Source organism: Flexivirga sp. G2, assembly GCF_055397625.1.
The window spans coordinates 3,594,173-3,615,271 of the sequence record NZ_AP039675.1; the positions used below are offsets into that span (position 1 = coordinate 3,594,173).

General features: G+C 67.4%; 19 protein-coding genes and 1 riboswitch. Of the genes, 11 read left to right on the forward strand and 8 right to left on the reverse strand.

Features of this window, described 5'->3' with window-relative positions:
* Positions 1-32 precede the first annotated feature (32 nt).
* Complete coding sequence (locus ACZ50J_RS17415) at positions 33-3,056, reverse strand: glycine--tRNA ligase (protein ID WP_464298419.1); 3,024 nt, start codon at positions 3,054-3,056, stop codon at positions 33-35.
* Between the two features lie 203 nt (positions 3,057-3,259).
* On the opposite strand from ACZ50J_RS17415, the gene ACZ50J_RS17420 reads away from it, so the two are divergent.
* From ACZ50J_RS17420 to ACZ50J_RS17430, 3 genes are all read left to right on the forward strand, one after another.
* Positions 3,260-3,736 carry a lamin tail domain-containing protein gene (locus ACZ50J_RS17420; RefSeq protein ID WP_464298420.1) on the forward strand — a complete coding sequence of 159 codons (477 nt, stop codon included), beginning with the start codon at positions 3,260-3,262 and terminating at the stop codon, positions 3,734-3,736.
* A gap of 142 nt (positions 3,737-3,878) precedes the next feature.
* A complete protein-coding gene (gene msrA, locus ACZ50J_RS17425; RefSeq protein WP_464301368.1) occupies positions 3,879-4,583 on the forward strand; it encodes a peptide-methionine (S)-S-oxide reductase MsrA in 705 nt (234 codons plus the stop codon).
* A gap of 171 nt (positions 4,584-4,754) precedes the next feature.
* The gene (locus tag ACZ50J_RS17430; RefSeq protein ID WP_464298421.1) at positions 4,755-5,426 is read left to right on the forward strand and encodes a hypothetical protein; all 672 of its coding nucleotides are present in this window, start codon (positions 4,755-4,757) and stop codon (positions 5,424-5,426) included.
* 78 nt (positions 5,427-5,504) lie between these two features.
* Here ACZ50J_RS17430 and ACZ50J_RS17435 read toward each other — a convergent pair whose 3' ends face one another.
* Positions 5,505-5,951 carry an anthrone oxygenase family protein gene (locus ACZ50J_RS17435; RefSeq protein ID WP_464298422.1) on the reverse strand — a complete coding sequence of 149 codons (447 nt, stop codon included), beginning with the start codon at positions 5,949-5,951 and terminating at the stop codon, positions 5,505-5,507.
* Between the two features lie 91 nt (positions 5,952-6,042).
* On the opposite strand from ACZ50J_RS17435, the gene ACZ50J_RS17440 reads away from it, so the two are divergent.
* Positions 6,043-6,621, forward strand: coding sequence for a TetR-like C-terminal domain-containing protein (locus tag ACZ50J_RS17440; RefSeq protein WP_464298423.1), 579 nt, complete (start codon positions 6,043-6,045; stop codon positions 6,619-6,621).
* 39 nt (positions 6,622-6,660) lie between these two features.
* On the opposite strand, the gene ACZ50J_RS17445 is transcribed toward ACZ50J_RS17440, so the two are convergent.
* Entirely contained in the window at positions 6,661-7,623 is a 963-nt protein-coding gene (locus ACZ50J_RS17445) for a prenyltransferase/squalene oxidase repeat-containing protein (RefSeq protein WP_464298424.1), read from the reverse strand.
* Positions 7,624-7,798: 175 nt separating this feature from the next.
* Entirely contained in the window at positions 7,799-8,560 is a 762-nt protein-coding gene (locus ACZ50J_RS17450) for a hypothetical protein (protein ID WP_464298425.1), read from the reverse strand.
* 173 nt (positions 8,561-8,733) lie between these two features.
* On the opposite strand from ACZ50J_RS17450, the gene ACZ50J_RS17455 reads away from it, so the two are divergent.
* Together ACZ50J_RS17455 and ACZ50J_RS17460 are read left to right on the forward strand one after the other, a co-directional pair.
* On the forward strand, positions 8,734-9,024 hold the full coding sequence (locus ACZ50J_RS17455; RefSeq protein WP_464298426.1) for a GNAT family N-acetyltransferase: 291 nt from the start codon (positions 8,734-8,736) through the stop codon (positions 9,022-9,024).
* A gap of 112 nt (positions 9,025-9,136) precedes the next feature.
* The gene (locus tag ACZ50J_RS17460) at positions 9,137-9,655 is read left to right on the forward strand and encodes a ferritin (RefSeq protein ID WP_464298427.1); all 519 of its coding nucleotides are present in this window, start codon (positions 9,137-9,139) and stop codon (positions 9,653-9,655) included.
* A 30-nt stretch (positions 9,656-9,685) separates the two neighbouring features.
* On the opposite strand, the gene ACZ50J_RS17465 is transcribed toward ACZ50J_RS17460, so the two are convergent.
* On the reverse strand, positions 9,686-10,513 hold the full coding sequence (locus tag ACZ50J_RS17465) for an alpha/beta fold hydrolase (protein WP_464298428.1): 828 nt from the start codon (positions 10,511-10,513) through the stop codon (positions 9,686-9,688).
* A gap of 97 nt (positions 10,514-10,610) precedes the next feature.
* Between ACZ50J_RS17465 and ACZ50J_RS17470 the strand changes: the two genes are divergently transcribed.
* From ACZ50J_RS17470 to ACZ50J_RS17480, 3 genes are all read left to right on the forward strand, one after another.
* Positions 10,611-11,219, forward strand: a complete 609-nt coding sequence (locus ACZ50J_RS17470) for a hypothetical protein (protein ID WP_464298429.1) — start codon at positions 10,611-10,613, stop codon at positions 11,217-11,219.
* Between the two features lie 112 nt (positions 11,220-11,331).
* The gene (locus tag ACZ50J_RS17475; RefSeq protein ID WP_464298430.1) at positions 11,332-12,915 is read left to right on the forward strand and encodes a DNA polymerase Y family protein; all 1,584 of its coding nucleotides are present in this window, start codon (positions 11,332-11,334) and stop codon (positions 12,913-12,915) included.
* A 1-nt stretch (position 12,916) separates the two neighbouring features.
* Positions 12,917-16,330, forward strand: coding sequence for an error-prone DNA polymerase (locus tag ACZ50J_RS17480; protein WP_464298431.1), 3,414 nt, complete (start codon positions 12,917-12,919; stop codon positions 16,328-16,330).
* 71 nt (positions 16,331-16,401) lie between these two features.
* On the opposite strand, the gene ACZ50J_RS17485 is transcribed toward ACZ50J_RS17480, so the two are convergent.
* A complete protein-coding gene (locus ACZ50J_RS17485) occupies positions 16,402-17,133 on the reverse strand; it encodes a class I SAM-dependent DNA methyltransferase (protein WP_464298432.1) in 732 nt (243 codons plus the stop codon).
* Positions 17,134-17,212: 79 nt separating this feature from the next.
* Here ACZ50J_RS17485 and ACZ50J_RS17490 point away from each other — a divergent pair, with 79 nt between their 5' ends.
* Complete coding sequence (locus ACZ50J_RS17490) at positions 17,213-17,626, forward strand: VOC family protein (RefSeq protein ID WP_464298433.1); 414 nt, start codon at positions 17,213-17,215, stop codon at positions 17,624-17,626.
* On the opposite strand, the gene ACZ50J_RS17495 is transcribed toward ACZ50J_RS17490, so the two are convergent.
* Both ACZ50J_RS17495 and ACZ50J_RS17500 read right to left on the reverse strand, forming a co-directional pair.
* The gene (locus ACZ50J_RS17495) at positions 17,623-18,468 is read right to left on the reverse strand and encodes a bifunctional 5,10-methylenetetrahydrofolate dehydrogenase/5,10-methenyltetrahydrofolate cyclohydrolase (RefSeq protein ID WP_464298434.1); all 846 of its coding nucleotides are present in this window, start codon (positions 18,466-18,468) and stop codon (positions 17,623-17,625) included. The two genes, ACZ50J_RS17490 and ACZ50J_RS17495, sit on opposite strands and share 4 nt — an antisense overlap.
* Positions 18,469-18,491: 23 nt before the next feature.
* Positions 18,492-18,569: riboswitch (ZMP/ZTP riboswitch) on the reverse strand.
* 37 nt (positions 18,570-18,606) lie between these two features.
* Positions 18,607-19,689, reverse strand: a complete 1,083-nt coding sequence (locus ACZ50J_RS17500; protein ID WP_464298435.1) for a LacI family DNA-binding transcriptional regulator — start codon at positions 19,687-19,689, stop codon at positions 18,607-18,609.
* An 80-nt stretch (positions 19,690-19,769) separates the two neighbouring features.
* Here ACZ50J_RS17500 and ACZ50J_RS17505 point away from each other — a divergent pair, with 80 nt between their 5' ends.
* Positions 19,770-21,062, forward strand: a complete 1,293-nt coding sequence (locus ACZ50J_RS17505; RefSeq protein ID WP_464298436.1) for an MFS transporter — start codon at positions 19,770-19,772, stop codon at positions 21,060-21,062.
* The last annotated feature ends 37 nt before the right edge of the window (positions 21,063-21,099 follow it).

Here is a 21,099-nt window from a genome sequence, read left to right on the forward strand (position 1 = left end):
CCCCGCTGCGCTCCTCCGGCACTCGACCAGCTTTAAAGAGCGGAGTTGAGCTCTCGCCAATCGATGCCGTGCGGCGCCCGCTCGACGATCGTCTGCACCAGGCCGAGCCGCGACGAGCGCAGCGCCTCGTCGTCGGCCATCAGCATCACGTCGTCGAAGTATGTCGCCAACGGTGCCACCAACGGCAGCGCATCCGGAATCCATTGCGGCAGAGCGTCATTCGCGTGGTCGGGCAGTTCGTCGACGTAAGTCACCAGGGCCCGCTCGGCGTCCGATGCCAGCAACGCCCGATCGTATGACGCGGCAGTGCCGGCCGGCACGATCCGGGTGATCCGCTGGACGGCCTCGACCAGCGGGGCGAAGCGGTCGTCCGTTCGCGCCTCGTCGATGTCCGCGAGCGCTCGCGTCGCGACGCCGGGCGCGGTTGCGAGCGGGGTGACCGCAGCAACCAGACCCACCGACACACCTTCGTCACGCAGCTGCTGCGCGAACCGACCGACGATGAATTCCTTTGCGGCCGCGACGGATTCGTCGGACACCTCGATGCCCTGCTGCCGCAGTCGGGCAGCCGCAGCCGCGAGTCCGGCGTCGATCGTGACGGCGCCGAGCTCCCGGTGACCGCGCAGGATCGAGAGCAGGCCGAGCGCGGCACGACGCAGCGCGAACGGATCCGACGAACCGGACGGCTTGGCACCGATCGCGAACATCGCGGCCAGCAGGTCGAAGCGGTCGGCGAGCGCCAGCACCGCACCCGGCAGCGACTGGGGCAGCGCGTCCCCGGCCGTGCGGGGCAACTCCATCTCCCACAGCGCCTGCGCCACCTGCGGGGTCTCCCCCGCCTTGGTCGCGTATTCCTTCGCCATGAAACCGGCCAGTGACGACAACTCGATGACCATCTGGCTGGACAGGTCGAACTTCGCGAGCTCCCCGGCTCGACGGGCAGTCTTGATGTCCTCTGGACTGACATCGACTTTACTCAGAAGATCTTGGGCAATCCCGTTGATACGAATAGCCCTGTCATCCATTGAGCCGAGGCGGTTCTCGAAGGTCAGTTTGCTGATGCCGGACCGCAGGTCGGCCAGCGGCTGCTTCAGGTCGGCGTCGTAGAAGAACGCTGCGTCCTCGTAGCGAGCACGCAGCACCGTCTCGTTGCCGAGACGGACCAGCTCGTCGTCACAGTCGCCGTTGGCGACGGTCACGAAGTGGGGCAGCAGGGCACCGTCGGCGTTGCGCACCGGCAGGTAGCGCTGATGCTTGCGCATCACCGTGGTGAGGATCTGCTCGGGCAGTTCGAGGTGCTTCTCCCCGTAGCTACCGAGGATCGCGTGCGGCTGCTCCACGAGGTTGGTGATCTCGTCGACGAGGGCCGACTCACCGTCGAAATCGATTGTCCCGCCGACGGATTCGGCGAGTGCCCGGGATTGGTCGATGACCTGCTGGCGTCGGGTCACGGGGTCGATCACGAGGCCGTGGGTCTCCAGCACGTCGCGCAGCCGATCAGCGGACTCGACTCGCACCAGCGGCGTCGCGTCGGTCCGGTGCACGTAGGTGGTGCGGCCGGCGGTCAGCTCGGACGCGTGCACGGGCACGACGACGTTGCCCCACAGGGCGACGATCCAGCGCACCGGGCGGCTGTAGGACAGCTGCGGGTCGTCCCAGCGCATGTTCTTGTCAGCGCGCAGGGCCTCGACGATGTCGCCGATGATCTCGCCGGCCACGGCCAGGACGTCACGGCCCTGCTCGGTGAGCTTCACCGCGATGTGCTCGGCGCCATCAAATTCAGCTCGTACGAGGCTCGATGCATCGACCTTCTGGCCGCGTGCGAATCCCTGTGCCGCCTTGGTGAGTTCGCCGTTCTCGTCATACGCGGCGGCGACCTTGGGTCCCTTGCGCAAGCTCTCGGCGTCGGGCTCGTGCGCAGACAGGTCGGCGACCGTCGCGACGATGCGGCGCGGGGTGCCCACCACGTCGATCGCACCGTGCGTCAGTCGGCTGGCGCCGAGGCGGTCGGTCAGCGACGTGCGGACGAAGTCCATCGCCTGCTCGACCACGTGCGGCGGCAGCTCCTCAACACCGATCTCGACCGCCAGCGTCTGGTCGTCGGTCGGCAGAGTGGTGACGTCGACGTCCTCCGGTTCGTCGGCCGGGTGCCGCACGGCGGAGCCGACGAGCACCTTCGGCGCCTCACCCTTGAGCAGCGGGAAGTCGAGTTCCTCGCGCCGCTCGATCCAGAGTTTGGAGACGTCGCGCGCGAGCGCGCGCATGGTCGAGAACGCCTTGGCGCGCTCGGTGGTGGAGATCGCGCCACGCGCGTCGAGCACGTTGAACGCGTGCGACGACTTGAGCACGTAGCTGTATGCCGGCACCGGCAGCCGCTGCTCGATCATCCGCGTCGCCTCGGCGACGTAGTGGTCGAAGAACTCCTGGTTGACCTGCACGTCGGCGTCGTCCAGGTAGTAGCGCGACATCTCGTACTCCTGCTGGCCGAAGGCCTCGCCATACGTGATGCCGGGTGCGTACTGCATGTCCTTGAAGTGCGAGACACCCTGCTGCGCCATCATGATGCGCTCGATGCCGTAGGTCAGCTCGACAGGGATCGGGTCGAGATTCTGCCCGCCCACCTGCTGGAAGTAGGTGAACTGGGTGATCTCCATGCCGTCCAGCCAGACCTCCCAGCCGAGGCCCCAGGCGCCGATCGCCGGCTGCGCCCAGTTGTCCTCGACGAAGCGGATGTCGTGCGCGTGGATGTCGATGTCCAGTGCCTCGAGCGACTCGAGGTAGAGCTCCTGCGGATTGCCCGGCTCCGGCTTGAGGATGACCTGGAACTGCGTGTGCGTCTGCAGGCGGTTGGGGTTCTCGCCATACCGGCTGTCGTCGGGCCGCACGGACGGCTCGGCGTAGGCGACGCGCCACGGCTCCGGCCCGAGCACCCGCATCAGCGTCGCGGGGTTCATCGTCCCCGCTCCGACCTCGGTGTTGTTCGGCTGCACGATCATGCAGCCGCGGTCGGTCCAGAACTTCTGGAGGCGGATGAGGGCGTCTTGCACGGTCAGCACCGGGACAGGTTATCCAGCCGGAGCGGCCCCGCTCACCTCGCGTCCACCGAACCGCGCCGTTCCGGCGATCCGACGGGGTGCGACACGATCTTGCGAGGGCCGAGAAGTTCTGCGAAACAGCTGGACGATTTCTGACCTCTTCTTTACTCTTCCTTTACCCGGCGAATGTGCCGTCATTCCTTCTCACCGAAAGTTCGATCGTCATGCGTCGTGTTGTGCCCGTCCTTGCTGCCGTGTCCGTTGCCGTCGGTATGACGCTTCCTCTCGCCGCACCCGCCGATGCGGCAAGCACGCTGAAGTTCGCACGGTTCTACGCCGACCAGCCGGGGTCGGACACGCCCTATACACAGACGCGACTCAACCGCGAGTACATCCAGGTCAAGAACGTCACGCGCAAGACGATCAGCCTGTCCGGCTACCTGATCCACGACCGCGGCTCGAAGCATGTCTTCCGCTTCGCCAAGACCTTCCGGCTCGGCGCGGGCAAGACGGTCACCGTGCACTCCGGAAAAGGTCGCAACACCTCGACCAACCTCTACTGGGGAATGAGTCGGTCGATGGTCTGGAACAACACGCTCGACACGGCGTACCTGGTGAAGGGCCGCACCACGGTTACCACCTGCACCTACAAGCAGACCGCAGCGCAGAAGCGGGCGAAGACCGGCTACAAGAACTGCTGACCCTAAGCGGATCGAGCGCCGCCCTGAGTAGTCCGCGAGGGACGAGCGGACGTATCGAAGGGTGCGGTGAGGTACGAGCCGCGTATCGAGATCGCGCATGTCGCCCGGGAAGGCTTCAGCGCACCTTTTCGTTGTGCATGACATGAGCTTCCTCTTCGGCCGCAAGACCTCGATGGTGTCACCCGACGAAGCACTTCCCGGCCGCCAGGCACAACTGCCCGGCATACCCGAGACGCACGAAGTGCTCGGCACTCCCCTGCAGGGTCCGTGGCCCGAGGGCACCCAGCTGCTGTATGTCGCCATGGGCTGTTTCTGGGGCACCGAGCGCATCTTCTGGCAGCAGCCCGGCGTGGTGGCGACCGCAGCCGGCTACATGGGCGGCTTCACACCGAACCCGACGTACGAGGAGACCTGCACCGGTCGTACCGGCCACACGGAAGCGGTGCTCGTCGCGTACGACCCGACGAAGACGTCACCGGAGCTGCTGCTGAAGGCGTTCTGGGAGAACCACGACTCGACGACGGCCAACCAGCAGGGCAACGACATCGGCACGCAGTACCGCTCGGCGATCTACTGGACCACGCCGGAGCAGGAGCAGGCCGCGATCGCGACGCGTGAGGCCTTTCAAAAGGTGTTGCACGACAACGGTTTCGGCGAGATCAGCACCGAGATCCGCCCGGCCTCCGAGGCGGGACCGTTCTTCTACGCCGAGGACTACCACCAGCAGTACCTGCACAAGAATCCCGGCGGCTACTGCAACCACGGCCCGAACGGGATGACGTGCCCCGTCGGCCTGGTCCGGCAGGATCAGTTGCCCAGCCAGCAGTCGGTGCTGCCGCCGCAGTGATGGTTCCGCAGTGACCGGTCGCGGCGCGCAGTTCAACCGCGCTCCGACCGAGTCCTAGGCGGCGTACGACTTCGACCAAGATCGGCCGGCATCGGGCAACCATTCGCCGCCGTGGTCGTCCTCCCATGTGTCCCACCGAGGGACGCTCATCGACACATTGGGGGATCGATCATGAACACCATCACGCGCAACAAGTTCCTCGCGGCGGCGGTCGCGGGAATCATCACCTGCGGCGGCGCCATCGCGACCGCCACGGTCAGTAACGCCGACCCGTCGGCATCGCCCGGCGCCACGAGCAGCACGGGAACGTCGACGGGGACGTCGCCCGCCACTGCGACGACAACTGCTCCGACGAGCGCACCTTCGACTTCTACGTCGGCTGCGACGTCGATCGAGACGAGTTCTCAGGTCGCCCACCTGGTAATCACTCCAGTGCTCAAATCAGCGGGCAACGAACGCTACCGGGCGGGCTTCCAGGCGAACGGGTCCATATTCGGCGGGAAAGACGCCCCACTGAACTACACGTCGGCCGAGGTCACCGTCGACGGCAAGGTTGCCTTGGCCGGCGACGGATACGACTGCACCTCGGACTGCATGGTCAAAGCATGGAACGACGTCACGCTGAGCAGTGACACGATCGCGTTGGCACCGGGGACGCACACGGTTATCGCCTGGCTGACGTACTCCACGGGCCCAAAGTCCGGGGCACGTGCCACCGCGACGAAGGTGTTCACCACTGGCAGCGGATCGACCTCGACAGCCACGACGACCCAACCGCCCGCTGGTTCCAGCGAACCGCCCACACCTTCACCGCGCACCACGCAGCTGGGCGTCACCGGCTGACCCGAGACCGCAGCCGGTTGTCACCGACTCCATCGGGGGAGGTCGGTGACAACCGGCTGACGTTCGCGCGTGTGCAGTTCAGACGAGCGCGATCACCAGCAGCGCGAAGGCGGCGATGAGGATCGCGACGCGGACGTAATGGAAACGCAGCCAGCGGTTCAGTTGCGCCTTCCAGTCGGCCGGCCGGTTCTCCACGGTCCAGCGCTTGTTGCGGTTGTTGATCGGGACCAGCAACAGGATCGACAGCACCACACTGAGGATCAGCAGAGCGGCAGCGATGACAACGAGACCGCTGCCGTCGTGGTGCCAGCCGGCGATGGCCCACCCGGCGGCCAGGATCAATGACCCGATGTACCAGAACGGCATCACGGCGCCGAGCATTCGGCCGCCGTGAGCATGACCGAGTTGGGTGCTGTCATCGGGCAGCGCGTTGAGAATCGGGTTCATCACGAAGGCAACCGCGAACTCGACCCCCACCAGTACGCCGACAACCACGGTCGTGACGACCTCGAGCGTGTTCAGCATGATGTTCCTCCAGAAAATCTAGCGTTGCTAGTGATGTGAATGACGCTAGCAGTGCTATCGCTTGATTGTCTAGCGCTGCTAGAATTCAGCCATGTCGGTACAGGAACGAAGGCAACGCGATCGCGACGAGCGCGAACGACTGATCGTTGCGACCGCGCGCGACATCGCCGAGAAGCAGGGCTGGGACGCCGTCACCACTCGGCGGCTGGCGGAGAGCATCGAATACAGCCAGCCGGTTCTCTACAGCCACTTCCGCGGCAAGCGCGAGATCATCGGCGCCGTCGCCCTGGAGGGTGCCACCGAAATGGCCGCGGCGGTGCGCGCCGCTGCTACCCGCACCCGAAGCGCCCGGACCCGGGTCGCCGCGCTCGCGCGCGCGTATCTGGAATTCGCCGAACAGAACCCGGCCGTGTATGACGCCATCTTCCAGCTCGACGGCGGACTGGTCTTCGCGATGGAGGACACCCCGGCGCCGCTCAAGGACGCGTTCGACGCCCTGCTGGAGAGTCTCGGACCGGTAGCCGGCGAAGGCGTCCACCCCGGCCTCTTCACCGAGGTCTTCTGGGCGGCACTGCACGGTATGGCGACGCTGACCCGGGCGGGACGACTTCCCCCGGAAGACACCGAGACTCGCATCAAGCTGTTGGTGGAACGGCTGGCCGTGCTCTAGGCCTGCCACTTCCCCACTGCCCGGAGGCTCAGGAACGGCTCAGGCAGTCGGACCGCCGTCATACCAGCGCAGCACGCGCAACGCGCGCAGGGTGTTCCAGCGGCTCGGCCGGCCGTCGCCGTCCTCGAGCTCGAAGTGGACCAGGCCGGGATGGGTGTTCTCGAGCAGCCACTTGCCGTCGGCCTGCTGCTTGGACCGCACCTGTTCGACGGCGTCGGCCAGCCGCGGGTCGGGAGCATCGCCGGCGGCACGGAAGTAGTCGAGACCGCGCAGCACGTCGTAGTGCCACTGCGTCGGGAACGAGAACTGCAGCCAGTCCTCGTCCGCGACCTCACCGGTGCTCGCACGCCGAAAGAGGTTGCGCTGCAACAGGTATTCCGCACCGCGGTGTCGCGCGTCCGACACCTCGAGACGGCCACCGGCGCGCTCGTAGTCCAGCAGACCCTCCAGCACACAGATGGTGGTGTGGAACGACGAGCGCGTCGACCCGTTCTCCGCCTCACAGTTCCAGCCTCCGTCCTCGAGCTGCTCGCCGAGCAGCCGTTGCACGATGGCGTCGACGTCCTGACCGAAGTATGCACCGGTCGACACCGTGCCGCCGTTGATGCAGGGCTCGACCTCACCGGCGAAGAACGCCGAGCCGTCATACTCCCAACGGCATTGCTCACGCACGCCGCTGACCGCCTCGACGACTCGCGAATCGCCAGGGTTCACACCGAATTCGCGCAACAGCCGCAACGTCGGCAGCGTCGCGGTCCACGGTTGCCCGTCCGGGTCTCCGACCGGACCGTCCGGTGGTCGCCAGTCCTTGCCCGGGAAGCACGCACCACCGGCCCAGGCGCCGTCGGCATACAGACCGAGCAGCCGGCTCCCCTGCCCCGAGTCGGCGACCCGCGCACGCTCGGTCGCGATCTCGGCAGGTGGAGAGTCGGTGAGATCACGCAGCACCTGCCATCGGATCGATGGGTCTCCCGCGAGCAGCCAGCCGACCACGTCAGTCATGCGCGTCACCTCTCGTGTCCGACTGTCTTGTCCGACATCACCTCACGCTAGGCCGCCCCACCGACAGCTGCAATCGGTCACCGACCGAACCATGCGGGCATGGTTCAGGGTCTGATCCTCGGCCTGCCCGCTCACCGCCCCGCCGTTCAATGACGCAGACGATCACAACTCGGTTTCAGTTGGCCTGAGGCGGGGTGAGTGGAGTGTCCACGTCCAGGATCTCGTTGCGCAGGATCGTGCTTGGATTACCGTCGAGTGCCGCGATTTCGACAGTGATTGCGGTCTGTACGTCGAGGTGAACTCGGTATGAGGTCGGTAGGGCGTCGTTAGACGATCCCGTGCGATCGGGACCGTACTCAAGGAGTCGACTTGCCTCGCTGTCCAAGAGGGGGCAACACCCGCAGCGCGGGTCGTACCCTCCCTCCCAATCTTCCCCGACGCCCATCAGCGGTCGGCAGGTCGCTGACCATGTTCTTCGGCCCAGCCGTGATTCGGTTCGGACGTCATGAATATGGACACCGTGGCTGAGTTCTTCGGGATCAAGCATCGCCGTCCAGATGTAGTTGCGCCACATTGGATCGCCGTGTGCAAGGTGCCACATCCGCGGGCGTTCGATGACGAGACCATCCGGACGGAACTCTGGCTCATCACGGTCCAAGAAGTCCCGAGCGTTGCCCGAGGTGCCGTACGGCACGCCGTGGCTGACCTCAACCCCTTCACTGGAGCGGACGGTCACCCGCTGTGAAGGGCGGTCGAGCCACGCTTCCACCTCGTCCCCAAAATCGGTGCTGCGGTGACGGAAGTGCAACGTGTTGAATCTCCATGGGGAGCTACGCGAGAGCGCCCGAAAGTCATCCACACGTGGCCTGTCAGTGAGTCTCACCATGGTCATGTCGATAGTGGACCACGCGGGACTGCGGATCTTCGGTTCGGTCAATCAAGCTCCCCTGCGAGATGGCGGTGATCGACACCTTCAAACCGCCCCGAGAAGGGATCAACGCGCCCGAGCTGACGAACGGGATAGGCGTTGGCGGCCTGTCACATCTCCCGTCATACCCCGGACCACCCGGTTGTATGACGCACGGCGACGTCGAGGTCCAAGATGGACGTATGAGTGACGACATCACGGTGGCCGACAATCCCGAGCAGAACCGCTACGAGGCCCGCATCGGCGGCGTCCTCGCCGGGTTCTCCGTCTACCGGCTCGCCACGGATGAGATCACCTTCGTGCACACCGAGGTCGACCCGAAGTTCGAGGGCAAGGGCGTCGGTTCCGCCATCGCCCGCTACGCGCTCGACGACGTGCGGGCGGCCGGCAACCGCTCCGTCATACCGGAGTGCCCGTTCATCAAGGCCTGGATCGACCGGCACCCCGACTATCAATCGCTGCTTCGGAGCTGATCTCACCGGCTCGCACGCGAGCGCTGCGAATCGTCAATGAGGTGAGGCAAACCCAACTGTGGGTAGGCAAACTTTGCTGGTGACGCACGGCATTGCGACCTACTCTGGTCCCATGAAGATGAGCGCCGCACTCGAGAAGAAGTTCAACGCCCAGATCACCCTGGAGTTCGAGTCCTCGATGGTCTACCGCCAGCTCGCGATCGAGATGGAGGACCAGGACCTGCCGGGCATCGCCGCATGGTTGCGACACCAGGCCGACGAGGAGATCGTCCACGCCAACAAGTTCATCGACCACCTCAGCGACCGGTCCAACCACCCGGTGATCGGTGCCATCGCCGCACCGAAGGTCAGCGCCAAGAGCGTTCTGTCCGTGTTCGAGGCGGCGCTCGCGCACGAGCAGAAGGTCTCCGCCTCGATCCGTGAGCTGTATGCCGCCACGGAGAAGGACGGCGACCTGGACTCCCGTCCGTTGCTGCTGTGGTTCCTGAGCGAGCAGGTCGAGGAAGAAGCATCGGTCGACGAGATCGTCGGGCGCGTCAAGCTGATCAACGACGACGGCCCCGGCCTGCTGCGCCTCGACGACGAGCTGGCCCAGCGTCCGGTCGCCACCACCGAGAACACCGCCGGCTGACGCCACCCACCACTCGTCCGGACGGGCCGGTCACCGATCGTCGGTGGCCGGCCCGTCCGCGTCCAGGATGCGCCGCAACGTCTGCAGCCATTCCCGCGGTTGATCCAGGTGCAGGTCGTGGCCGGCATCGGCGATCGTGGTGTGCTCGACGTGACCGCCGGCGCCATACATCCGCTCCAGCTGCTCGGTCGGTATGGCGCTGCGCTCCGCCACGACCAGGTGCGTCGGGACGGTCACGGACTCCCACGCCCGCCAACGCGGCAGCACGTGCACCGCACGCAGCGCCTCGACCAGCACGTCCGCGTTCCAGCACGGCACGAGGCCGCCCGCGTCGAACTGCAGACCGTCCGCCCACGCCTCGCCGGCCGTCGGAGTGCTGTCGAAGAAATCGATGAAGGCATCCCGGTCCGGGAAGCTCGCCGGCCAGCTGCGCAACCACTGCTCGACCGGCGCAGTGGCAGCATCACCGCCGCCGCCGACTCCCGCTTCGACCATCACCAATTGCCTTACCAGGTGCGGATATTCAGCCGCCACGAGCATTGCCGTGTGACCGCCCATCGATTGCCCGACGAGCGTCACCGGACCCCCGCCGAGCCGGTCGATCAGGGCCACCACATCGGCGACGTAGGCCGCCCGGGTCACGTCCTGCGGCATACGGGTCGAATGCCCGTGGCCGCGCTGCTCCAGGGCGACCATCCGGTGGGTGTCACCGAGTCCGCGTAGCGTGGCCGACCACTCCTGAGCGGTGCCGGCGAGGCCGTGCAGCAGGATCACCGGGTGGTCGCCGACGCCGGTGTCGGCATACGCCAGCTCGACCAGGCCACGTGCCAGGGTGCGCCAGGCGGTGGATGCGATCACCAGGCGATTATGTCGGTCCGGTCGACGTCGCCGACCACCGGATCGCGTGGCGTGCGCCCGATTGACTTTTTCGAACATGCGTTCGATCATGGAATGCATGACCGCTCCCACCGCGACCCGGGTTGCCGAGTTGCACGAGCTGCTGCAGCGGCACGAGACGACGCCGGCGGCAGGCAGCGTGCCGGTGCTTCCGGCGCTCGCCGAGTTGTTCCCCCGCGGGTTGCGTGCCGGTGCCGTCTACACACTGCACGGCTCGATGAGCGCGGCTCTCGCCCTGCTCGCCGGACCTTCGATGGCGGGCTCGTGGTGCGGTGTCGTCGGGCTGCCCGACCTGGGCGTCGAAGCCGCTGCGGAGTGGGGCATCTGGCTGGACCGGCTGGCACTGATCCCCCAGGTCTCCCCCGACGACTGGACCTCGGTGATCGCGGCCCTGGTCGAGGTCACCGCGCTGGTCGTGGCGGCACCCCCGGAGCACGTCTCCCCCGGCGAGGTGTCCCGGTTGCTCGCCCGTCTGCGGACCAGTGGCAGCACGCTGGTGGTGCTGGGCTCCTGGCCCCGCGCCGCCGCGAAGCTCACCGGCCGCATCGTGCGCTGGGACGGCCTGTATGCCGGGCACGGCCACCTTTCCGGCGGCGCCCTGCGTCTCGAGGCGACCGAACGACACCGCACCCGGCACGTCGATCTCACCCTCCCGGTCCGCCCATGATCCCCCACGCCGGTCGAGTAGCGGCGAGGAACGAGCCGCGTATCGAGACCACCCACGCCGGTCGAGTAGCGGCGAGGAACGAGCCGCGTATCGAGACCCTGGAACACACGCCATGATCACCACCTCACCCGTGCGCGTGATGCTGCTCTGGTGCCCGGGCTGGTCGGTGCTGGCGGCCCGGCTCACGCAGGGCATCGCTGCCGACCAGGCGCTCGCTCTCACCGATCGCGGTGTGGTCGTCGCCTGCTCCGCTGCGGCCAAGCTCGAGGGCGTCACCGTCGGGCTGCGCATCCGGCAGGCTCAGCACCGCTGCCCAGAGCTGATCGTGCTGCCGCACGACGTCGTGGCCGAGGCGCGCGCCTTCGAGCCGGTGCTGCACGCCGTCGAGGAGAAGATCCCCGACGTGCACGTGGTCCGGCCCGGAGTCGCCGCGGTGCGTGCGCAGGGTGCCGCACGTTTCTACGGCGGCGAGCACGCCGCCGCGAGCGCCCTCTTCTCCCACCTGCACGATTTCACCCGGCACGAGTTGCGACTGCCGGTCGACCTGCGCGTCGCTGTCGCCGACGGACTCTTCACCGCTGAGCAGGCCGCCTACGTCAGCTCGACCGTCGCACCCATCCACCTCGTCCCGGCGGGCGGCTCGGCCGCCTTCCTGGCCGGCCTGCCGGTTGCCGCAGCCTGTGACAGGAAGTTGGACAATCTGTTGCAGCGCATGGGGATTCGCAAGCTCGGCGACCTGGTGCAACTGCCGCGCGATCAGGTGCACGCCCGCTTCGGCGCCGCCGGCCTGCGCGCGCATCAACTCGCCAGCGGCGAGGATGCACCGATCCTCAGTCCCCGCACGGTGCCGCCGGAGTTGGGCATGCAGGTCCTCTTCGACCCGGCCACCGACCGGGTCGAGCAGATCATCGCGCACTGCGAGCCGGCCGCCGCCGACTTCGCGCAACTGCTCACGCGGGCCTCGTTGATCTGCACCGAGATCCGGGTCACCGTGCAGCTCGAGCCGGACGCCCTCTTCGAGCGGGTATGGCGGCATCCGTGGCAGTTCGGCAGCTCCGAGGTCCTGGACCGGATCCGTTGGCAGTTGGAGGATCTCGCCACCGAAGCAGCAACGGTCGACGACGACTCGCTGGGCGCGTCGGTGCTCTCGGTGCAGGTGCTGCCGGAGTCGGTCGACAACGCCGAACACCATGCGCAGGGGCTCTGGGGTGATCGCCCCGATGAGAAGGTCGAGCACGCCCTCACCACTCTGCAGCACCGGCTGGGTCGCGACGCCATCCTCACCAGCACCGTCACCGGAGGCAGGCTGCTGCACGAGCGTCGTGTTCTTCGCCCCTGGGGAGACGCGCTGCCGACCACTCGCGAGCGTCGGCTCGAGCAGCCCTGGCCGGGCACCGTCCCCGGTCCCGCCCCGGCCACCGTCTTCAGCAGCGCGAGCCAGGTGCAGGTCCTCACCGACACCGGGGAGTCGGTCACGGTCGACGAGCGCGGCACGGTCAGCGGGTCACCTGCATGGTTGCGTTTCGCGGCGGGACGTCGGCGCATCGCACAATGGGCCGGCCCCTGGCCGATCCATCATCGCTGGTGGCGAAAGCGAGTGCGTCTCAACCGTTTTCAGCTGATCGACAACCAGTCCGCAGCCTGGCTGCTCCTCGCCGACGGCAACACCTGGTTCCTGGAAGCAAGGTACGACTGAGATGGGCTGGAGCAACCCCGCCATACCGTGGTCACAACTGGAGCAGGCGTTGTCCCGCGGCATACGACCCGAGGACCGCACGGTGCGCGGGCAGCCCGCCGACGGCGGTGACGGGCCGGTCTTCTCCCGCAAGCGACACCCGTTCCGCCCGGCCGATCTCGGCGAGTCGGCCGGGCCGGTGGTGCCGTATGCCGAACTGCACGCGCACTCCTACTACAGCTTCCTCGACGGTGCCGCGGCACCCGAGGATCTGGTCACCGAGGCGGCACGACAGCGGCTGCACGGCATCGCCATCACCGATCACGACGGCCTCTACGGCATCGTGCGTTTCGCCGAGGCGGCCGAGAGTTATGGATTACGAACGGTTTTCGGCGCCGAACTATCGCTCGGCCTCACGGCTCCGCAGAACGGCATACCCGATCCGGAAGGCAATCATCTGCTCGTGCTGGCGCGCGGAGCGGAAGGCTACCGTCGCCTGGCCAGAGCCGTCACCGACGGCCAGCTCGCCGACGCCGCGGAGAAGGGCAAGCCGCTCTATGACCTGCAGGCGCTGGCACAGGAGGCAGCCGGTCACTGGGTCGTGCTGACCGGGTGCCGCAAAGGCAGTGTGCCCAGCGCACTCACGCGGCATGGGCATGACGCGGCAGTCGCCGAATTACGTTCTCTACAGCACCTTTTCGGTAAGGACAACGTCTTCGTCGAGCTGACCGATCACGGCGACCCCACCGACAGCGCCACCTGTGACCGGCTCGCCGGTGTCGCGGATGCCGCCGGGGCGCTCACCGTCGCGACCAATGCGGTGCACTACGCAGATGCTGAGCAGTACCCCCTCGCCACCGCCCTGGCGGCCGTCCGTTCGCGGCGCAGCCTGGAGGAGCTGGACAGCTGGTTGCCGGTGCACGGCGCGGCATACGTGCGCAGTGGCGCGGAGATGGCGCAACGCATGCGGCGCTTCCCGGGTGCCGTCGAGCGGACCGTCGAGATCGCCGACGACCTGGCCTTCAGCCTGCGCGCGGCGTCACCGCGACTCCCCCGCCAGGAGGTGCCGGCCGGTCACACCCCGATGAGCTGGCTGCGCGAGCTCACCATGCGGGGTGCCGCCGAGCGCTACCCCCGGGACAACCAGGCGGCATACGCACGCATCGAGCGGGAGCTGGATGTCATTGAGAAGAAAGACTTTCCGGGCTATTTCCTGATCGTGCACGAGATCGTGCAGTTCGCCCATACGCACGGCATCCTGTGCCAGGGGCGCGGCTCGGCCGCGGCTTCCGCGGTCTGTTACGTCCTCGGCATCACGGTGATCGACCCGATCTTCTACGAGCTGCCGTTCGAGCGGTTCCTGTCCGAACTGCGCGAGGAAGCCCCGGACATCGACGTCGACTTCGACTCGGGCCGGCGCGAGGAAGTCATCCAGCACGTCTACGAGCGCTACGGTCGCCGCAACGCCGCACAGGTCGCCAACGTCGTCACCTACCGCCCGAAGAACGCCGTCCGCGACATGGCCAAGGCGCTCGGCGCCAGCCAGGGGCAACAGGACGCGTGGTCCCGGCAGGTCGAGCGGTGGGGTGCGGAGATCGCGAGCGCGGACCACGACATACCCACGCCGGTGATCGGGTTGGCGACGCAGGTGTTGGGCTATCCGCGACATCTCGGCATCCACTCCGGCGGCATGGTGTTGACCGACCGCCCAGTCAGCGAGGTGTGCCCCATCGAGCACGCCCGGATGACGGATCGCACTGTCCTGCAATGGGACAAGGACGATTGCGCGTGGATGGGGCTGGTGAAGTTCGACCTGCTCGGGCTCGGGATGCTCGCCGCGTTGCAGCACACCTTCGACCTCGTCGAGCGCCATACCGGCGAGCAGTGGCGCATCGAGACGTTGCCCCGCAACGAGCCCGGTGTCTACGACATGTTGTGCCGGGCCGACTCGATCGGCGTGTTCCAGGTCGAGAGTCGTGCGCAGATGGGGACTCTCCCCCGGCTGAAGCCGCGGTCCTTCTATGACCTCGCCGTCGAGATCGGGCTGATCCGACCCGGTCCGATCCAGGGTGGTGCGGTGCACCCCTACATCCGGCGACGGACCGGCAAGGAGGACGTCACCTACTCGCACCCGCTGCTCGAGCCGGTGCTCTCGCGCACGCTCGGCGTGCCGCTCTTCCAGGAGCAGCTCATGCAGATGGCGATCGCGGTCGGCGATTGCAGCCCGGCCGATGCCGACCTGCTGCGCCGGGCGATGGGGTCCAAGCGTGGGGTCGAGCGCATCGACTCGCTGCGCACGAAGCTGTATGACGGCATGGCCCGCAACGGCATACCGCCCAAGACTGCGGAGGAGATCTACAACAAGATCGAGGCCTTCGCCAATTTCGGTTTCGCCGAGTCGCACGCGCTCAGTTTCGCGGTGCTGGTCTATGCCAGCTCCTGGCTCAAATTGCATTACCCCGCAGCGTTTTTGGCAGGTTTGCTGCGCTCCCAGCCGATGGGCTTCTACTCGCCGCAGACGCTCACCGGCGACGCACGGCGGCATGGTGTCGAGGTGCTATCGCCGGACCTGATGCGCTCCAGTGTGCACGCCGATCTCGAGCCGGACTCCCCCGATGCCATGGACCAACGCGGCGGCACCGACGACTGCTTGCGCGACCACACGCAGGAGGAGATCGGTGATTTCGACACCGATGCTGCGCCCGATTGGCAGGAGCACCGCCGCGACTGGCACCACGCGGTGCGTCTCGGGCTGGCCGACATCACCGCGCTCGGTGAGGCTGCCGCGGAGCGCATCGTGCGGACCCGGGATCTGTCCGGGCCGTTCACCGATCTGGCGGACCTCGCGCGCCGCGCCGAGCTGGATACCGAGCAGATGGAGGCGCTTTCGCTGTCCGGCGCATTGGACGCACTGACCGGTTCACGTCGTGACGCACTGTGGCGTTCAGCAGAGGCGGCGTCGATCCGCGGTGACCAGTTGCCGGTTCGCGTGCCGTACCAACCGCCGCTGCTGCCGGAGTTGTCGATCGGCGAACTGCTGATGCACGACCTGCAGGCGACCGGGATCAGCCCCGGTGATCATCCGATCCGGCATGTCCGCGCGGACCTGGACGCGCGCGGCGTGCTGCCGATCGAGCAGTTGAAGGGGTTCCAGAGCGGCCGGCGGGTGCAAGTCGGCGGTGTGATCACCCATCGCCAGCGCCCGGCGACGGCCGGCGGGATCACCTTCGTCAATGTGGAGGACGAGACCGGAATCCTGAATGTCATTGTCTCGAAAGGCGTTTGGCATCGTTATCGGCGCATCGCGCGTGCGTCACCGGCGATGGTGGTGCGCGGCATACTCGAACGCTCCGAGGACGGCGTCACCAACCTGCTCGCGGATCGCTTGGAGCACCTCACGATTCACGTGCGGACCAAGTCCCGCGACTTCCAGTGACGTGCGCGGGTCGAGTAGAGCCTGGCGGAGCGCAGCGGGGGAAGGCTCGTATCGAGACCAGCACGGCGATCTCACTCGCGGTGGGTCCGGGCGAAGAACACCCACTCTCTGCCCGGGCGGTCCGGTGCATCGCGTACCTCGACGACCTCGAAACCGTGGCGCCGCAGGTCGTCCTCGATCTCCGCATGCGCCCGAAAACGCAATGTCGACACCGATGTCAGCGTCTCGTCGGCCAGCTCGAGTGTGGACTCGAACGTCACCAGCGGCAACGCCACCTCCGTCACCGTCATCGAGTCCGTGCCGCGACGACCGTCCGGCAGCACGACCTCGGCCGGTGGCGTCGTCCACTGCTCCCACGCGCGCACTTCGGGGTGGCGGGTCTCGAAGACGAACCACCCGCCCTCCCGCAACGCACCGTGTATGGCGCTCAACGTCTGCTCCCAGTCCGCGTCGTCCACGAAGACCTGTGCGACGTTCCCGGTCATCACGGCCAGGTCCGCATCGGTGACGCGATCGATCAGCAGCGTGGCGTCCCCGGGCAACCAGGTCACCCTGTCGGCATACGGCTTGGCGCGGGCGACATCGATCGAAGCGACCGCCGGATCGACACCGACCACCACGTTGCCCCGAGCCGCCAATCGCACTGCGAGAGAACCGGTTCCGCAGCCAACGTCCACGACCTTGCGGGCGCCCAGCTCATCGACGATCGCCTCGTAGACGTCGAGGTCACTGCGGTCGTCATCGAAGAAGTCGTAGAGGACCGCCAGTCGTGGGTCGGCGAAGCCGGCATCGGGTGCGCGCATACCTCGAACGTATGGCGGTCGCCGTTCGGCCGCACCTGATTTCTGTCCGGCTCGGCGCGCACGGGTCTAGCCTGAGTGGATGCTCACAGCAGTTCACACGCTGATCTATTCGTCGGATCCGCCTGCGACCCGGGCCTTCTTCCGTGATGTCCTGCAGTGGCCGTTCGTCAGCGACGCCGCCTCCACCGAGCCCGGCCACGCCCCGGAAGATGCTGCCAACTGGCTCATCTTCGGGACCGGCCCGAGCGAACTCGGTGTCCACCCGCTGATGCCCGGCCGTGGCCGGGACACACCGCAACACGTGATGAGCCTGGTCTGCGACGACATCGTCGCCACCGTTCGCGAACTGTCCGGCCGTGGTGCGACTCTCCGGGGCGAGCCGGAAGACCGCGGTTACGGCATCGCCGTCGACGTCGCAGTGCCCGGCACCGAAGACATCCAGATCTACGAACCGCGCCACACGACTGCCTACCAGTTGCCGAGCAGGATCTAGCAGATTCGCCGTTCCGCCGCGGTGACGGTCTGCTCCATCAGCACCGCGATCGTCATCGGACCGACGCCACCGGGCACCGGTGTGATGTATGACGCCCGCTGTGCCGCAGCCGCCGTCTCCACGTCGCCGACATTGCCCGGGTTGTAGCCGGCGTCGACGACGACGGCCCCCGGCTTGATCCACGCACCCCGGATCAGCTCGGGCCGTCCGACTGCGGCGACGACGATGTCGGCGACACCGACCTGCGCCGCCAGATCCTTCGTGCGTGAGTGGCAGAAGGTGACCGTGGCATCGCGGGCGAGCAGCAGCAGCCCGACCGGCTTGCCGAGGATCGCGCTGCGTCCCACAACGCACACCTGCTGCCCCGAGAGCGGCACGTCATACGCATCGAGCAGCCGGACGATCCCCTCCGGCGTGCAGGAATGGAATCCGTTGGCGGACAGGCCCATTGCCGCGAAGCTGTGCATGGTGACGCCGTCGACGTCCTTGTCCGGAGCGATCGCCTCGAAGACGGCCAGCTCGTCCACCTGGGTTGGTGCCGGGTGCTGCACGAGGATGCCATCGACAGAGTCGTCGGCGGAGAGCGCGCGGACCGCCTGGACCGCTTGTTCCGTGGTGGTGTCCGACGGCAACTGCACACGACGGGACTCGAGCCCCAGCTGGCCGGCGCGCCGCTGCTTCATCCGCACGTAGGTGTGCGACGCGGGGTCGTCACCGATCAGCACGGTGGCGAGGCACGGCCGACGCCCTTGTGCCGCAACGAATTCCGCAGCACGGTCGGCGGTCTCTGCGAAGATTCGACGCGCGACGGCAGTGCCGTCCAGTAGTTGTGCACCAGACATCCGGGGACTCCTTGAATCGATCGGAGTCGCACCCAGGCGGGCGATACGACGAACTCACACTCCCCGGTGGTGCCCCACCTTCGCCAGTCGTGTTGGACCCAGTTTAGCCGAGCGCCCGCTGGAGCCGTTCGGCGAAACCTACCGACCCTTCGGCGCGGGACCGGTCGTATCGCCTTCGCGCAGGGTCACCGGGACCAGCACATCGGAGACGTCCTCACCGGCGAGCAGGGCACGCACCACCTCGCCGACAGCCCTGCCCTTCTCGATCGGGTGCTGGTCGATCGTGGTCAGCGTTCTCGGAAACCACGGCAGCGAGACCCCGTCGTACCCGGTGACCGACAGGTCTTCGGGGACGCGCACGCCGCGGTCGACCGCGCACTGCACCACCCCGGCTGCCAGCAGGTCGCTCTGGGCGACGATCGCGGTCGGCGGCTGGTCACTCTCCAGCAGCAGCGTCGCTGCCGCGTAGCCCGAGTCGAAGTCGGGCTCCTCCGCCTCGATGAGGGTCGCCGTGGCGAACACCTCCCGCACACCGATCGCCCGCTCCCGCGTGTCCGGGAACTTGCTCGCGCGGACCTGGGCGATGGTTCGCCGTCCGGTCGTGCCGCCCCACCGGAGCGGCATCATCACGTGGTCCACCCGGCGATGCCCGAGCCGGTGCAGTAATTGCGCCAGCTCACGGGAGGCCGCACGTTCGTCAGCCGTCACCTGTATGTCGGCACCCGCCGGCGCACCGGTGCCCACCACCGGAACGCCACGAGCGGCGAACTGCGTTGCCAACACGTTGTTCTCGTCACCACACAGCATGAAAACCGCAGCGTCTGCAGCCACACGGGACACCTGAGGGCCGGTGTCGCCATACCCCTCAGCCGCATCCGGCAGCAGCAACAGCCCGTATCCCATTTCCCCGACGACCTGCGAGAGTCCGTCGAGCACGGACACGACGTACGGATCGCGGAACGCGTGCAGGATGCGTCGCTCGACGACCGCGGCGATCACACCGCTGCGCCCGTGTCGCAGGGACGAGGCCATCGGGTCCGGCCCGCCATACCCCAGCAACTCGGCAGCGGCACGCACCCGGTCGGCCGTCTCCGAGGCGACCGGTTTGTTGCCGCTGAAGACCAGCGATGCGGTCGAGATCGCGACACCGGCGCGCTCCGCGACGTCACGCAGCGTCACGCGTCCGCCGGACGAGTGCTCGGCTTGACCTCCCACAGACATGTGGAGCAGACTATCGAATCGATTCGATCGAATCGATTCGACAAGCCACTGAAAAGCTCCTCCGAAGGAAACCCATGGTGATGGTGGACAAGCTCCCCACCGCGCAGACGCCGCAGACCGACCCCGCACAGGTCCGGCGCGTCTCGACCTCGGTCGCGGTGCTGTTCGTGCTGAACGGCGCGGCATTCGCATCCTTCGCCGCCCGACTGCCCGACGTGAAGTCGCTGCTCCACCTGACGACCGGACAGCTCGGTCTGCTCCTGCTCGCCGGATCGATCGGCAGCGTCAGCGGACTGCCGCTCGCCGGCTGGGTGATCGGCCGCTTCGGCAGCCGCGTCACGGTCCGTGTGGCGGCCCTCGCAACCGTCACCGGTTACCTGCTGGCAACCGTCGCCATCACCTCGCACCTCGTCTGGTTGACGGTGATCGGTCTGCTCGTCGCGGGCATGGGCATCGGACCGTGGGACGTCGCGATGAACCTCGAGGGGACAGTCGTCGAGCGCTGCCAGCAACGATCGATCATGCCGCGCTACCACGCCATGTTCTCCGGCGGCACCGTGCTGGCCGCGCTGATCGGGGCGGGCCTGACCGCCATACACGTACCGCTGTGGGTGCATCTGGTCGTCGTCATGATCGCCATCGGCACCGTCGCCATCTGGCGGGCCAAGTACTTCGAGACGCTGTCCGACGGCCGCAAGGAGTCGGTCGAGAACGCCGCGGACTCCGGCCCCGCGCCGACCGGCCGCAGCGCGTGGACCGACCCGCGAGTCCTGTTGATCGGTGTCGTGACCCTGATCGCCGCGTTCACCGAGGGATCGGCCAACGACTGGCTGTCGCTCGGCTTCGTCGAGGGCCACCACGTGCCCAAGTGGGCCGGAATTCTAGCGTTCGCAACCTTTCTGACCTTCATGACGATCGGGCGCCTTGCCGGCACGGCACTCCTCGACCGCTACGGGCGGGTGCCGGTGCTGCGTGTCTGCTTCAGCCTGGCGATCGTCGGCTGCCTGGCCGTCGTCCTCGGTCCGACTCCGCTGGCGTATGCCGGAGTCGTCGTCTGGGGCCTCGGCGTCTCGCTGGGTTTCCCGGTCGGCATGAGTGCGGCAGCGGACGACCCACGGCATGCACACGCCCGCATCTCGGTCATCAGCACGGTCGCCTACACGGCCTTCCTCGCCGGGCCGCCGCTGCTCGGGCTTCTCGGCGAGCATGTCGGCGTGCTGCACGCCCTCTTCGCGGTCGGCGCCGCGGCGACCGTCGCCCTCGCGCTGGTGCCTGCGGTGCGGGAGCCGGAAGGCGGGCACCACGACAACACGCCCGCGACGTCGACCACCACCGACCCAGCCCTCTGCGCCACCCCCGCCCATCCCGAATGACGGCTTCCTCGGCGAGTGACGGTCGGATACGGCCGTC